Below are 14,449 nucleotides of genomic sequence, written 5' to 3'. Positions count from 1 at the left end.
TATATGTAGCCTATCCCATTTTGTAGCCTATCCCATTTTGTAGCCTATCCCATTTTAGGACACCTCTAAATTCGACAAAAATTTGTTATTAAGGTCAGATTTGGAGATTAAATTTATTTCATAGATTTAGATATAGGGAACATTACATCATCAAAGACACACTTGCATATTGACTAAGTAGAATTTTATCATAAATTATCAATTATGAAGTCGTGCACATCTTTAAAAGACTTACAACAAGCCACGTCATTTTTTATTTCATCTTCACTAAATGGACTTTCTATAGGTACAAATATTGAATTTGAGATTTTTGCTCCGTTTTTATCAGACATACGATCTCCAACAAGAAAAGACTTGTATGGGGTTTCTAAATCTAAAATGGATTGAATCATTTCTCCTTTATTTTTTGGAAGCCTCCCATTTCCAAATTTATCTTTCCATTTATCTGGATACAAAACAAAGTCATCAATAAAAAACTTTTCTAAATCTAAACATTTTGCTACCTGTTCATAATATCCTTCACGAGTATTTGTACAAATACCTAACTTATAACCATCTTGTTTTAATTTTTCTAAATATTTTGAGGTGTCCCTGTACAAAACACCACTCTTTAACATTAAAGCAAACTCTTTAGCTTGTAAGGTTTTTAAAAAGTTTAAGTAACTACCAGTAAATTCTTGTTCTTTTATTTTCTTTTCTAAAGTATCATAGTCTTTTCCAACTACGTCAAGCCAATAATCTCTTTTATCCTCAAAATCAGTTATACCAAATTTATCTAAAGTAGTCCTAATAGCAGGTTCAAATGTTCTTGTTGTGTCAAATAATGTCCCATCTACATCAAAGAAAACAATTGTATTTTGCTCTTTGTTTACAATTTTTTTTATGTTCCTAATGAATGGCAAAACTTTGTTCTTTGAATCGCTAACTGCCTTGTCTTTACTTTCAACTATCTTATTGCTAAATGAGATAGTTTTTTTAAATACATTACTTAGTATCTGCCCATAATTATTAAAGAATGATATATATTCTTCTCTTGGTGCTAACTTTGATACTACATTCTTACTAGCAGATAATTGATCATATCCAACTGTAAATATTGATTTTAAAGAAGAATAAAAAATTTCCATTTTATTTTTAATCTTTTCATAATCAGGTAACTTAATTTCACCTGATTTTTCTTCAATTAAAATTTTTAAAACACGTGTTATCGCATCATCTTTAGAGTTTTTAAATCGTTCTTTTACATCCGAAGCATAATTGAGTAGCTCCTTGTGAAGGAAAGTATAATTTTCGTCATCAATTGGAAACTGAAAGTAATCTTTTGTAAAATCGTTGCTTTCAGGTAATTTATTGATTATATGAATTGAAAGAATATTAATAAATGTATCTATCAATAGTTTATAATGCGCGTCTTCATTAATTGCAGATTGTAAGATAGTTACATATTGCTGTTTCCAATTATCTATATTTCTATCACGTAATAAATCATAGGCAATAAGAGCCAAATAGAAATGTAAACCATTTACAAAATATTTTTTACGGTCAGAGAAGAAATTAAACTCTGTTTCAGAATTACAAATCATTAAACTCTTATCTCTCTCGGGTAACTGAGTGGAAAAAGTTGATTTTATTTTATCTCTTATTTCTTCACTATCGTGATATAGAACTATTTCATAATTATTCTCAATATCTACATTAACTGTTGTTAGAGAATCTTTTTTAAAAACTCTATTAGGACAAATCCTATCAATTTTGCTCGATTTAACGAAGTTTTTAGGATATTCATTTACCCATATTTCACTGTCCTTTTTTTCTACTTCGTTAGGAACAATGCTGTTTTCAAAAGGAATAATGATTCCCTTATAGTTAATATCTTGTAAATATTCAATAAGCTCTTTTTGAGCATCATAAGAACCAAAAGAAAATGTAACTACATCAGCACTCTTAATTTGATCCTTAAATTCAGAATAGTTATTAACTAAAGCTATCTGTGGGTTAGTTTTTTTAAATAAAGAAATTATTTGTTTAAAACCGTTATCACCGTTGATACTAATCTTGACTTCATTGTCTTCAGTTATTTTACTCCATTCAGAGCCCTTTCTCACCTTTTGAATAGCATATACGGTTTTCCTTGTGGCATCATTGCTATCCTCAATGTCATAGTATATAGAAGGCAGGACCAAACCTAGGCCTATTCTGCCTAAACCGAAATGACAAACAGTGATCTTATTTTCATAATCCTCTATTTTTCCTTTTACAGTTAGCTCATTATTAACATATACAGATTCATTTCCATTTTTATGGTGTAGACTTATGCATTCAGCAAAAGAATCAGGTGAATAGAAATATGAAGGATGTCTTCTTATTGCCGCAATTCTATTATATGCCTCTCTAATATTGTTGAGAACATAACCTGTTCTATCATTTGCAGCTGTACAAAAAAGGTATTTAAAATAAGACGATAGAGATACTTTAATCTCTTTAATTTTACTTCTTTTGTGATTTTTGTTGTAATGAATATATAGATATGTTTTAGCTCCAGTAGTTGTTTTACTATTAAATATTGGAACAAATCTACTACCATGCTTGGCTCTGTCGAGAAAAAACATTGTAGCTGGAGCACCATAAAAATAAATACGAAATGATTTATTCTTCTTTGTTGGATTTAGAAAACGTAATGAACTCTCAACAACATTATCTACTTTAAAATTAGGAAAGGCCTCAAAATATGCTTTTGCTTCATCTGGAATGTCCGTGTAAATTTCATATTCAATTTCATCGTTTGCTGCAAGAAATTCTATTAAAACACTATCATCAAGACCCACAGTATATTTTCTTAACAAATCTTCAAAATCCGAATTTCTTTTTAAAACAGTTTCCTCATATTTTTGAACTAAGGAAGTAGCAATATTCGAATGATCTATAAAAAAGAATCGTTGCTGGTATTCAGAGAAATCAACACAATCTATACGCTCGCCAGTACTCCGACTTCCTCTTTTGTTCTTAAGTCTTATCTTAAATTCATTAAGTTCTTTGTTAGAGTAGAAGACATTAATATTTTCTGGCAACTGATAATCACTTAACTTCAAACTGTCTATTGCCACACTATCAGTAACAGCCTTTGAAGGAAAATCATCGGTCCAAGAGTATTCAATTATTTTATCATTTATAAATCCTGTTTCATTCTTATCTCGTAACAATTGTGAATAATGAAATGCTAATGGAAACGTATTGGCGTAAAACGGATAATAAACCTTTACTTGATGCTTTTGTAAGGGTTCTAAAATTTTATATATTTCCTCTTCCGATAAAAACTCCATCAGTTCAAATTATTCTATTTTCACAAAATCAGGTGCTTGATATTTTTCTTTTATTACCTCATTTGCTTTGAGGTAGTCAATAACCTCAGTCTGTATTTGCTTGTAGTAAAAAAGACCTCCTTCATTTAATATTTCAGTATCAGCCTCATTAATTGATTTTGGAAAGTATTCCTGACTTAAAGCGGTCTTGTATTGGTCAAAGGTGTATTTAGTTGCTGCTTTTTCATCAAGATATTTTAAACTACGTACAGAGTTTGCTTCTAAGTCTTTAAATACATAATCAACACATTCAAACCACATTTTAATTAAGTTGTCAATATCCTCCTTTCGTTTGTCGTAAGTACTTTTTTTACAAATAAATCCAGTTATATCTGCAAAACCTAAATCCTCCATAGTAAGAATAACTTTTCCTCCATTTTTGTTAGCTTCTGTTATTTGCGTAAGACCTGCGGCGGCAATATCCAAACTTCCATTTTGAGTGGCGAGAATTGCATCATTTAAAGGCGAGTCAAATATTTGAGCACCGGCTATGTCATAATTGCTTCTATTCGCCAAAGAATATAGCATCATTTCAAAAACAGAATTTTTTTGTGCCCCTATTTTTTTTCCAAAAAAAGAATTTACCAAGTAAAGGGAGTCTATATTACTTCTATTGAAAGGCTGTATTGAGTCATAAGTTATAAACCCACCTCCTTTAAAGATATATGCTGGATAAATAAAAAGAACAGGGTCCTTGGTGTCTTTATTCAGTTTAGGATATTTAGTTAGATATTCAATATAACTTCCAAATCCAATATCTGCAGTTTTCCCTGCACTACTTAATGCTGGAAGAATGTCTTCCCAATTCATAGTCATAAGGTTCACATTTATATTGTATTTCTCTTCAAGCTTTAGATTATCTATATTAACTATCATAGCAATATCTTGATAAGGTGAAATAGCGACATTTAAGACCTCTTTATCATTCTTACACCCTGTAAGAAGTAGTAATACTATTAGGCTTGCAAAAGCTGTTCTTTTAATTATTTCCATAAAATTAATTTTGACCATATGAATTGAATAGTTTTATCTAAAATGTAATTGATAACTCCCCAAATTATTGCTATTAAGAACACAACATCAAGTGAGAAAGTGGATTTTGCTGTTTGAATCAAGTAACCTAATCCTACTTGCGAACCTAACATTTCTGAAACTACTGCTAAACCTACAGCCATAGATAATGAGAATCTTATGGTAGGAAGTAGTTTGCTTAGTGAATAAGGTAGCGCAAATTTAAGTGTCTGTTTTCTTGTAGAAGATTTAATAGAACGAAAGAAAACTTTGTATCTCTCTGGGGTGTCTTCAAGTATTTGATATGTAGCAATAGCAAGATTGAAAGCAATCCCCGTTACTATTATTAGGAATTTACCTGTTTCACTAAAGCCGAACCAAAGTAGAAAGAATGGAATAGTAGCAAATGGTGGAACTGAACGTAATGATTGGAAAATTGGATTAAGAATATAGTAATAGATTCTGCTCTTATATAATAAGAGACCAAAATAAATGCCCAATGCTATGCCAAATAATAATCCAATAAGTAAGCGAAATACAGAATATGTAGTATGGAATAGAATGGAAGGTTTAATTTCATTCACTGAAGTTAAGACATCTACTGGATCGGGTAAAAATCTATCTTCAATAGAGAAAATATATTTTACCGAAACCCATATTATGGGAATTGCAATTGTTCCGATTAATATATAGATGCTCTTATTCTTCATCGGCTATTAAAGAATTATAAGGCTGAGCACCTTTAAATAGGTATGTTTTAGGCGATAAGTATTCACTTTGTTCAAGTAAATGACTTGACATTACAATTGCTGAGTCTATGTTGGTCTCTAAGTAACCACTAATTGCTTTGGAGACGACTTCTCTGCTTCTCTCATCTAAATAATTAAATGGTTCATCTAACAGAAGTAGTTCAGGACAATATAATAATGCTCTGTATAGCTCTATCAATCTTCTTTGACCAAAAGACATTTGATAAGCTTTCTTTTTTATAAATGGTGATAAATAGGTTTGATATTCATTTAAGAATGAGGGAACATCATTTATTTCTGAAATAAACTTAATGTTTTCTTCTCCAGTTAGCCAAGGAAGAAGGGCATCATCTTGCAGAATCAAATAGCAATTATCTGGCTTGATAAAACTTGCTTGATCATCACTTATTTCAATTTGCCCAAAAATAATTTTTAATAATGTAGTTTTACCACAACCTGAATGACCCTTCAACAAATTAAATCTGTCTGAAGGGACAAAACTAAAATCTGAAAAAAGATTTAAGTCATTATACTGAAAGCTCAAGTTCTTTATTTCGAGATTGGTCATAGTTATTAATTAACATTGAAAATGCTTCATTTAAGTTTATTTCTGAAGTCGTTAATTTGGACTCCTTATATGTTGTTGGGTGCAAAGATTCTTGAGGTGTTAAAATAAAATCATCATAAGAAACTCTTATTATCCCGTGGAATAATGGGTCAAGTTCAAAAAACAATACTTTATTAATTAAATTAGGATATAGACTTAGCTTATCTTTAAAATCTTGTACAGACAATCCTTGTTGCCATAAGTGGAATAAATCAACCATCAAAAATGAATTTTTGCTCTTCACAAAAGCATTACTCTTTGCTAATTTGTATATAATTTTAAATAGCTCTAAGGCACTTACGGAATTACTACCGTCATTTTTTGTGATTAAATATGGTGAATATAAAATCTTATCAAAGTCAAAATAATTCTGAACTTTAACCATATCATCTATATCCTTAATATTTAAAGTATTTAATGTATGTAAAGCATTTATTTTCTTTAATCCACTTGAGAACGCATAATCAATTCCATCAATAACTTTATCGAATTTAGCCATCCGATAATTCTGATACGTTTCAGGGCCACCGTCAAAACTTACATCTATATAATCTATAAATGAGAAATAAACAGCTTTAAGTCTTGATAAATTAAGACCATTTGTTATTACACTTACTGTTTTATTATGCTTCTTAGCATCTTTTATTAGACGTTCGAGTACAAAAATTGAGTCCTTATTCAAAAATGGTTCTTGACCTACTATCGCTAAATGTTTAAAATCTGCCTTGAAAATATTCTCGATTGTGGACTCTTCGATAGTTGTTTTGTTCGAATTGTATTGTAGATAACAATGAGGGCATTTCAAATTGCACTTATTGTTGATAGTTACTGTGATAGTGTGAAGACTATCTGTCTGTTTATTTGCGTTGAGTATTGCTGCCCCTGCTATTGCTCCTGCCATATTTCTATTTATTTAATTTTGCTTGATGACGAATAAATTTCATTTTGATTGTTCTCATAATCTATGCCAGTTTAAAAGAATTTAATTCATAAAATTAAATAATTATTTAAGATTTACGCAAAACAACAATATATTCACATTTTTGGCAAACTCAAACTATTAATTTACTTTTTTCATGAATCACAAAAAAAACCACTCGATTAGAGCGGTTTCTAAATAAAAACACCAAGCATTAATTAGTTGTACCAGAGCCTAAATATGTACTGTTTGATACGGATACATAAAGTACTTCTCTCCTATTAATAGGTATCTCAAGGAAAATGGTACAAATACGGGACAAAATTAAAAGTAATGTGATACTTTATTGTCAACATTTAAAATAAAGCTATTCTCCCCAAATGATACTAAGAGCTCTATTTTTATAGGTGATACAATGCTCAAAGAACTTATTATTTACATGATTATCTTTAACATACTTGAACATATCAACTGCCCAAATTTCCTCTGTTTTAAAAATGTCATCAGTAATATCTTTAAAGAATTCTCCCATTACAGTATTCGGAGCTACAGTCTTTTCGTGAAGAAGATATTTATAAGGAAAATCCTCACTGCAATTGTACCACTTAACAGTTCCACCCTCGGCATAAACTATCATAATTGAATGATTCCCAATATCAGCAAATCTAAATGCACAAGCCGTTCGGCTAACGTTATATTCATCTTTCAAAAAATCAATCAACTTTATATCAAAAGACTTCCTGTAAAAATCTTTGGAGAACCTTTCTTCTGGCATTAATAAGCAAGATGCAAAAAAATCAGCCTCTCTTTCGATTTGATTAAATTGCTTTCGATTGGTTCGCGAAGGGTGAGGTTCTAACAACCCTTTTTTAAGTCCTAATCGATGGAAGTCTATGTAGTAATGACCAAGCTCATGGGCAAGTGTAAATCGCCCTCTTGGAGAATCTTTCTTGTTACCTAAATCTGTATTTATATGAATATAAAACTGTCCGTTCTCATAAATAGTCATTCCATCGAAAGTATCTCTCCCATAACTATCATAAAATACTGATAAACCTTCATCTTCAACAATTTTATCCAAAGGAGTAATTTTTTCCTCATATTCTAATGCTATTGCTTCAGCTAACTTTTTTATACTATTTCTATTCCTCGTCACTAGAATCTTGATTGTGCTTTCTCCTCATTTTATCAATGATATGTTGTGGCAAATCTTTTTTACCTTTTCGTGCTACCATTCTTAAGCTTTCCATTTCCTCAGTGATATCGTTTTCAAACATCGTAAGGACTTTAGGCTCTTTATGAAATGTATTATTGATAATAGCAATAGGGTCAATCGATACATTGTCTAACTTATAATCATAATCTACATATAACTTATTAAACCTGTCAAGTTCAATTTCATTACTAGGAAATAAGAAACCTGTTGAACCTAACCAACTGTCTAAATCTCCAACTTCAATCAGTTCTATTTTTTTAGGCTTGGCCATTCATAATGTTTAAATAGTTAGTAACGTGTCTATGCGCATCACCATAGTAGGTGTTAACTGATTTTTGTGTTAATCCCAGTTTTTCTCTTAGCAGTTTAGTGATGGTACGGGGTACTTTTTTACCTTCTTTCTGATACGCGCGATAGGTAAAATAAATAACCTTGTGCTTTTCTGATAATTGTGTCAAAGCCTTTTCTATAGTTAGCAGTTTAGCCCTAACCTCCCTTTTTGCTTCAACATCTGGAGCATCAAATCTATCTAAAAGTTCATCTGCATCATTGACGAGGCTTAAATCCTCTTCTTTAGTAGGCTCTGCACAGGTATTTAACTCACCGTATTTTATTAACTGTGTGTATAGAATACGACACATCCAAATAAATATACCCTTGTCCAAATCTTTAGACTTAGATTTCTCCTTTTTAAAAGTTGGATACTTCCATACTCTTGAAAAGGTACAATTTGTGATTTCCAAAGCTACCACCTCGCTATATCCATACTTGTTACAATAAATCTCCGACTTACGTTTCAAATCTTTCTCAAAACGATAACAGAACTCTACAAAAGCTTTCTGCGCCTCGGCAGGGAATTCATCTTTAAAAGATATGTACTCTAGTAGCTCAATACTAGGTGTTTTTGCAAATTCTATGTCCTGTTTTGTGTTTGTATTCATCTATATACCAAAACGGATATATCTATTATGGTATATGAGTGAAAGGTACTCACAAACCTTTGGATTAAACAATAAAATTATGTGCTAATAACTAAAGGAGTATCCAAATATAGAAAATTCTCTTAAAATTAAAAATGAAATTATGGCAAAAGATTCATCAGGAAAAAAGTTCAACAGAATACCTGAACACAAAAGAAAAGTAAGTGGAAAAACAATTACTGTCAAAGAACATATAAGAAGTAATAGGAAAGACAGTAAAGGAAAGTAACGAGCGGAACTCCACAGCTCTGAATGGAGAATGTATAATCTAAATAATTCATTGTATGAATAGTATTAACTTCTCCAAGGGAGAGCTTAGTGTATGTCATAAGAACAATTGTGTAAACGTTAGAGGCGATATAGCAAAAGCTATTGTCTTTGGTATTGCCACTCTTTTTGTTATAAGTGGCATAGCTTCAATGTTGGAACAATCTAATTAGAAGCTTAATTATGGTGACTTCTAAATGTAGGTCACCATAATTAAAAAAATAATCCGCCAGTTTGTCATAAATAACTGAAATAACAAAGTGGTGCAATAATTGTAAATAAAATGTTAAAAAAATAAGAATATGGGAAAGAAAAAAGTAAAATATTATCCTGTTGGAAACGGTGACACCTCACTCCTGAAGACAAAGAATGCAAACATAATTACAGACTGTAACATTCGCGAGGTTAAAGAAGATATATACGATGTGAAAAAAGACTTAGTAGAAGAATTAGATAAAAGAGATGACAAACCTTATACAGATTTGTTCATACTGACTCATCACGATAAAGATCATTGTCTTAATTTTAAAAAACACTTTCACACTGGAAAAGTTAGTTCTTATGATACCGACGATGAAAAAATAATTATTGACGAATTATGGGTTAATGAGTACATTCTAGGAGACGAAAATATTTCAGATGACAGTGATGCGGATGTTATAAGAAAAGAAGTAAAACGAAGAAGAAATCTGTACAAAAATAACGATAGTTCAAAAGACGAACGTGGAAACAGATTGGTATTGATTGGTTACGATGACAATAATAATTTTACAAATGTACCACAACACATACCAGGGCAGATTGTCAATGAAATCAATGGTAATACACTTGAAAAATTCGAGTTCTTTATTCACGCTCCATTCAAGGCTGATGTTATTGAATCCAATGCGGTTGCAGATAGAAATATGTCGAGCATTGTTTATCAAGCTAGGTTTTCCAAAACCAACGGAACCGATTTTGCCTGCAGAATTCTGCACGGTGGAGACGCCGACCATTATAGATGGGCCACAATCAAAGAAAAATCAGAAAAGAATGATAACAAAGATGCTTTAGAATGGGACATTTTTCAAACACCACATCATTGCTCTTGGACCTTTTTTAACGACACTCCTTATAAAGATGATGACAAGGGCATTGATAACTCCGAACCAAAGCAAACTTCTTTGGATATTTTGAACTATAAATTAACTGGAGCAAAAGTTGTTGCTACCTCTAAGTTAGTTGTTGATGACGAAGATAATCCACCACACTATTCCGCAAGAAATGAGTATGTTTCAGTTGTAGGGAAAACTAACTTTGAGAACACGCAAAAGTTTTATGATGATCACAAAAAGCCCATAGTTTTTGAAGTTAATGATTACGGCGCAACCTTAAAAAGAGCAGCAACAGCGGCAATAGGTGCTGGAATTAAAAAACCATCTAGAGCAGGTTAAAAATATGGAGCAAGATTATAAAGAACCTTCTGGTGAAAAATTAAATGTAGATAAATTAAAAAACGAACATTCAAGACAAATCATTTCATCAATTTCTGCTTTTGATAATACTATTAAGTTATTAGAAATATCAAATAGTGACGATGGGTATCGAGAATTTATTTACATAAATATTCTTCCTGATATTCCCAACAATCCAATAAATGATATACGTCAGGAAGAAAATTTAGTAATAATTACATCTGTAAACAACCAGAACTTACCAAAGGTTTATGCTCTAAGAAAAGATTTCCCTGTAGGGTTGCCCCATACAAATATTACAAAAGATGAGCGACCAGTTAGCCTTTGCCTTTTTGAAGAAACTTTTGAAGAGTTAAAGCACAATTGGTCTGGTTCGTTTTTTTTAGAATCAATAAAGAATTGGTTAGAATTGACTGCTATTGATGCATTGCATCAAGAAGACCAGCATTTAGAACCTTTTATTATCGGTAATGGAGGAATGATTATGGGTAATAACACCCATAAATTTTTTGATAAATTATCTGGGAACTTCTATAAGAGTACAGATAATCCTGTAAAAAAGAGTTTTCATAAAATCTTTATTTCTATTTCTCCTCTAGAAAATGGTGTCGTACATCAAAGGGTAGATAATCTATTTGACTTGATTGAATTATTTAGTTCAAAGGGAGTAGATTTTAAGGATTTTTTAAAGCAAAGAATATTAGAATTGGGAGAGTTTGGGTTAAGCTTAAATAAAGGCCATGATTTTTGGGAAGCAATACTTTTCATAAATGTCCAAATTCCTATTATTAGATATGAAGACCTAACCGAACCGACTCTAGTTTGTTTTAAGGTAGATTGCACCTTAGGCGAAATGTTAAATATGTATGGGTTCACAATCTTAGGAGCTAAAGATATTCATCATACTGATGAAAAGTTTTCCGAAGAAAACTTGAAAGCAATCGAGGTTGAAATACTAAACCCAATTCCAAACCTAGACGTGGAGTGGGCAAGAAAATATAGCGATACAGAAAATGGTAAAGGTATCGACAATAAAATATCATTGGTAGGTGTAGGTGCTTTAGGTTCTCAATTTTTTATGAATTTAGCCAGGAATGGCTTTGGAAACTGGAACCTAATTGACAAAGATGTTCTACTTCCTCATAACTTTATTAGACACGCGTCAACAAATATTGAGAAACACACTTCACTAAATAAAGCAGAGGCCTTGTCCAAACAAGCCAATGAACTTTTGAGCGACAACGACTTTTCTAAATCATTCCCTATACCAGTTTCTAGTTTAGACAAAACTACACTAGAAGAATCAGACATAATAGTAGATATGTCCACTTCTATTGGAGCTGAAAGATATTTAGTAAACGAGATTGAAGGTCCTAGAAAATTATCCTCCTTTCTAAATCCTAGCGGTACTGATTTGATAATGCTTACTGAAGACAATGAAGGAGTTTTTCCGCTCGACACTCTGGAAGTTCAGTATTATAAGGAGTTAATACAAAATCCTAATTTAGCTAATCACTTAGTATTCGAACAAAGTGGTAAAATAAGGTATGCCAGAGGTTGCAGAGATATAACCTCAAAGATACCACAGGAAAACTTGTCTATTTTCTCTGGTATTTCTGCAAAAAATTTCAAAAAAAAGTTATCGAGTAATAATGCAGATATTGAAATTTGGCGACTTGATGAATTACAATCTGTAAGGCACTTCAATTTTGCCATTGATAATTGGCATAAAGTTTCTATTAGTGATTGGACAATATTAATAAATGAAGACAATCTTCTGAAGATAATTTCAAGCCACAGAAAAAACAAATTACCTAATGAGACAGGTGGTATTTTAATTGGAACTGTCGATACTTATTATAAGAAAATATACGTCGCTCACACTATTTTGTCGCCTAAGGATAGTATTGAAAGACCTACTTTATTTATAAGGGGCATTGATGGTGTTTCTAATGAATTGATAAGAATAAGTCAAATTACAAATCAGAATCTTAAATATCTGGGCGAATGGCACAGCCACCCTAGATATTGTAGTTTGAACATGAGTGAGGACGATAAAATACAATTCGCTGAGCTTACAAGAGAAGCTGAACTTAATGGACAACCAGCACTAATGCTAATTCTTGGAGATAATAGTGAGTTCCAGATATATCTCAATAACTTTAAAATTTAATTCAAAAAAGATGAAACCAACAGAATATTATATAAAGGCAAGGTTATTTCCTACTATAATTTGTGCTATTCCAATATTAACACTGTATTATTTTGGTTTTAGCGAGAAAGTAATTGACTTTATAGCCTTCCTTAAAGGGTACAAATGGGTAAGTGATATTACTATTTCAGTAGCCATAATTTATCTGATGACCCAGATAAACAGATTTGTGTCTAAAGAGTTATTTCAAAAAATATTTTTTAAAGATGAAATAAATATGCCTACGACCAATTTCATACTTCATTCAGGGACTTTCTTTGCAGAAAGTATAAAAAGAAATATTCGTGAAAAAATTAAAGAAAAATTTGACATTCAACTTCTTACTAAAAGTGAAGAAGATGAAAATGAGTTAGAAGCTCGTAAGACCATTATAGGAGCCGTTGCTCAAATTAGAAATGCTACAAGGGATAATAATTTGTTGTTACAACATAATATAGAATATGGCTTTACCAGAAACTTGATTGGTGGTTGCTCAATAGCAGTATTTATTTCATTATTAAACCTTTACTTTTTTAATAGTGTTATTCCAAATGCATTAGCATTCAATATTAGTATTGGATTTGGTATTCTTTACTCATTACCAATTTTATTCAGTAAGTACTTAGTAAATCGGTATGGAAGATATTACGCAAAAGTTTTATTTGAACAATTTTTAAAAGTCTAAAATAATCAGTAGTAAATTTAAATAACTTAATGGGATTTGCGTTGATTTAGATTAGTCTAATCAACTTGAGTTGACTTAACTCAAATACATATTAATTTAAATTAATTTGCTTTCATCTAAATGTATTTACTCTCAATACAGATTAAATTGTCTAAAACTAAATACTAAAGTTATATATTTGCTTGACATATAAAGTATAGCGTTAGCTATTTAACTTGTATCTGAAAACCGCCAATTTTCCAAAAAGATATTCCGCAAGTTTAGTAGTACTAATGCTCACGTTATGGCGTGGGCTTAGTCTATTTGTGGAATGGGTGCTTGGCGGTACCTCAGATACGATAGGCTACAGTTCCACGCTTATTGTTTTAACTAACTTCACTTTGGAACTGGGTGATTATAATATTAAATATTATGAGAAACCAAATTTTCAAATTGATACTCTTATCAATTTTAACTGCAACCTACTCCGGTTGTTCTTCAAAATCAAATGATTGTGAAACCGTTACCTGCCTAAATGAAGGAGTGTTTATTGATTGCGCATGTGAATGCCCACAAGGCTATACTGGGATTGACTGTTCTGCCCAAGTAACACCAAAAAAAGTTATTATAACTAAAGCCATAGTAAAGGTGTTCCCCAACACCAATAATGGTGAATTTTGGGATTTGGGCGTACCAACAGTTGATGATGCTTTACCTGATGTTTATATCACTTTTCAGGACGCTGATTTGAATACGATTTATGATAGCCCAACATTTCACGAAAATGTTATTTCTGATGCAGTCACGTTTTTTGAGTTTTCATTGTCTCCTTCAATTGAGCTTACCAAATTTGATAAACCCTTTTTAGTAAATATTTGGGATTATGATACAGCTAGTGAAGATGATTTCATGACAAGCTACGGATTTTTCGCTTATACATCAACTAATAATTTTCCTGATGTAATTACCGTGGTTAGTCAACCTGATGAGATATTGGTTGATTTGGAAGTAACATATGAGTGGTAATAAGCC

The 14,449-nt window shown here is 31.3% G+C and carries 14 protein-coding genes; 6 read left to right on the top strand and 8 right to left on the bottom strand.

The window, feature by feature from the left end; genetic code table 11:
- Positions 1-188: 188 nt before the first annotated feature.
- From EM932_RS01545 to EM932_RS01510, 8 genes are all read right to left on the bottom strand, one after another.
- On the bottom strand, positions 189-3,320 hold the full coding sequence (locus EM932_RS01545; protein WP_135874755.1) for an HAD hydrolase-like protein: 3,132 nt from the start codon (positions 3,318-3,320) through the stop codon (positions 189-191).
- 9 nt (positions 3,321-3,329) lie between these two features.
- Entirely contained in the window at positions 3,330-4,352 is a 1,023-nt protein-coding gene (locus EM932_RS01540; protein WP_135874753.1) for a type 2 periplasmic-binding domain-containing protein, read from the bottom strand.
- Positions 4,343-5,080: an ABC transporter permease gene (locus EM932_RS01535; protein ID WP_135874751.1), complete on the bottom strand. Its 738-nt coding sequence runs from the start codon at positions 5,078-5,080 to the stop codon at positions 4,343-4,345. The genes EM932_RS01540 and EM932_RS01535 overlap by 10 nt, the downstream gene beginning before the upstream one ends.
- A complete protein-coding gene (locus tag EM932_RS01530) occupies positions 5,070-5,687 on the bottom strand; it encodes an ABC transporter ATP-binding protein (protein ID WP_135874749.1) in 618 nt (205 codons plus the stop codon). The genes EM932_RS01535 and EM932_RS01530 overlap by 11 nt, the downstream gene beginning before the upstream one ends.
- A complete protein-coding gene (locus EM932_RS01525) occupies positions 5,647-6,627 on the bottom strand; it encodes a radical SAM protein (protein WP_135874747.1) in 981 nt (326 codons plus the stop codon). The genes EM932_RS01530 and EM932_RS01525 overlap by 41 nt, the downstream gene beginning before the upstream one ends.
- Positions 6,628-7,012: 385 nt before the next feature.
- Positions 7,013-7,801, bottom strand: coding sequence for an ImmA/IrrE family metallo-endopeptidase (locus tag EM932_RS01520; RefSeq protein ID WP_246040827.1), 789 nt, complete (start codon positions 7,799-7,801; stop codon positions 7,013-7,015).
- Positions 7,788-8,132 carry a hypothetical protein gene (locus tag EM932_RS01515; protein WP_135874744.1) on the bottom strand — a complete coding sequence of 115 codons (345 nt, stop codon included), beginning with the start codon at positions 8,130-8,132 and terminating at the stop codon, positions 7,788-7,790. Before EM932_RS01515 ends, EM932_RS01520 begins: the two co-directional genes overlap by 14 nt.
- A complete protein-coding gene (locus tag EM932_RS01510) occupies positions 8,119-8,802 on the bottom strand; it encodes an RNA polymerase subunit sigma (protein ID WP_135874742.1) in 684 nt (227 codons plus the stop codon). The genes EM932_RS01515 and EM932_RS01510 overlap by 14 nt, the downstream gene beginning before the upstream one ends.
- A 142-nt stretch (positions 8,803-8,944) precedes the next feature.
- On the opposite strand from EM932_RS01510, the gene EM932_RS21285 reads away from it, so the two are divergent.
- From EM932_RS21285 to EM932_RS01490, 6 genes are all read left to right on the top strand, one after another.
- Positions 8,945-9,070, top strand: a complete 126-nt coding sequence (locus EM932_RS21285; RefSeq protein ID WP_262709933.1) for a hypothetical protein — start codon at positions 8,945-8,947, stop codon at positions 9,068-9,070.
- 55 nt (positions 9,071-9,125) lie between these two features.
- Positions 9,126-9,281 (top strand): hypothetical protein, encoded by a 156-nt coding sequence (locus tag EM932_RS20795; protein WP_170179690.1) that lies wholly within the window; start codon positions 9,126-9,128, stop codon positions 9,279-9,281.
- A 129-nt stretch (positions 9,282-9,410) separates the two neighbouring features.
- Complete coding sequence (locus EM932_RS01505; protein ID WP_135874740.1) at positions 9,411-10,541, top strand: cobyric acid synthase CobQ; 1,131 nt, start codon at positions 9,411-9,413, stop codon at positions 10,539-10,541.
- Positions 10,507-12,735, top strand: a complete 2,229-nt coding sequence (locus EM932_RS01500; RefSeq protein ID WP_211344245.1) for a ThiF family adenylyltransferase — start codon at positions 10,507-10,509, stop codon at positions 12,733-12,735. Before EM932_RS01505 ends, EM932_RS01500 begins: the two co-directional genes overlap by 35 nt.
- Positions 12,736-12,745: 10 nt before the next feature.
- Entirely contained in the window at positions 12,746-13,438 is a 693-nt protein-coding gene (locus EM932_RS01495) for a hypothetical protein (RefSeq protein WP_135874736.1), read from the top strand.
- A 411-nt stretch (positions 13,439-13,849) separates the two neighbouring features.
- Positions 13,850-14,443: a hypothetical protein gene (locus tag EM932_RS01490; protein WP_135874734.1), complete on the top strand. Its 594-nt coding sequence runs from the start codon at positions 13,850-13,852 to the stop codon at positions 14,441-14,443.
- Positions 14,444-14,449: the final 6 nt, after the last annotated feature.

The organism is Flavivirga rizhaonensis (assembly GCF_004791695.1).
Classification (GTDB): domain Bacteria; phylum Bacteroidota; class Bacteroidia; order Flavobacteriales; family Flavobacteriaceae; genus Flavivirga; species Flavivirga rizhaonensis.
Note: the sequence above shows the minus strand (reverse complement) of the source record. Positions and strands in the feature narration are given on the sequence as shown.

What these genes read in the sequence shown, in the direction of transcription:
- EM932_RS01545 (WP_135874755.1), bottom strand. Translation starts at nt 3,320, where the DNA reads ATGGAGTTTTTATCGGAAGAGGAAATATATAAAATTTTAGAACCCTTA.
- EM932_RS01540 (WP_135874753.1), bottom strand. Translation starts at nt 4,352, where the DNA reads ATGGAAATAATTAAAAGAACAGCTTTTGCAAGCCTAATAGTATTACTA.
- EM932_RS01535 (WP_135874751.1), bottom strand. Translation starts at nt 5,080, where the DNA reads ATGAAGAATAAGAGCATCTATATATTAATCGGAACAATTGCAATTCCC.
- EM932_RS01530 (WP_135874749.1), bottom strand. Translation starts at nt 5,687, where the DNA reads ATGACCAATCTCGAAATAAAGAACTTGAGCTTTCAGTATAATGACTTA.
- EM932_RS01525 (WP_135874747.1), bottom strand. Translation starts at nt 6,627, where the DNA reads ATGGCAGGAGCAATAGCAGGGGCAGCAATACTCAACGCAAATAAACAG.
- EM932_RS01515 (WP_135874744.1), bottom strand. Translation starts at nt 8,132, where the DNA reads ATGGCCAAGCCTAAAAAAATAGAACTGATTGAAGTTGGAGATTTAGAC.
- EM932_RS01510 (WP_135874742.1), bottom strand. Translation starts at nt 8,802, where the DNA reads ATGAATACAAACACAAAACAGGACATAGAATTTGCAAAAACACCTAGT.
- EM932_RS21285 (WP_262709933.1), top strand. Translation starts at nt 8,945, where the DNA reads ATGGCAAAAGATTCATCAGGAAAAAAGTTCAACAGAATACCTGAACAC.
- EM932_RS20795 (WP_170179690.1), top strand. Translation starts at nt 9,126, where the DNA reads ATGAATAGTATTAACTTCTCCAAGGGAGAGCTTAGTGTATGTCATAAG.
- EM932_RS01505 (WP_135874740.1), top strand. Translation starts at nt 9,411, where the DNA reads ATGGGAAAGAAAAAAGTAAAATATTATCCTGTTGGAAACGGTGACACC.
- EM932_RS01495 (WP_135874736.1), top strand. Translation starts at nt 12,746, where the DNA reads ATGAAACCAACAGAATATTATATAAAGGCAAGGTTATTTCCTACTATA.
- EM932_RS01490 (WP_135874734.1), top strand. Translation starts at nt 13,850, where the DNA reads ATGAGAAACCAAATTTTCAAATTGATACTCTTATCAATTTTAACTGCA.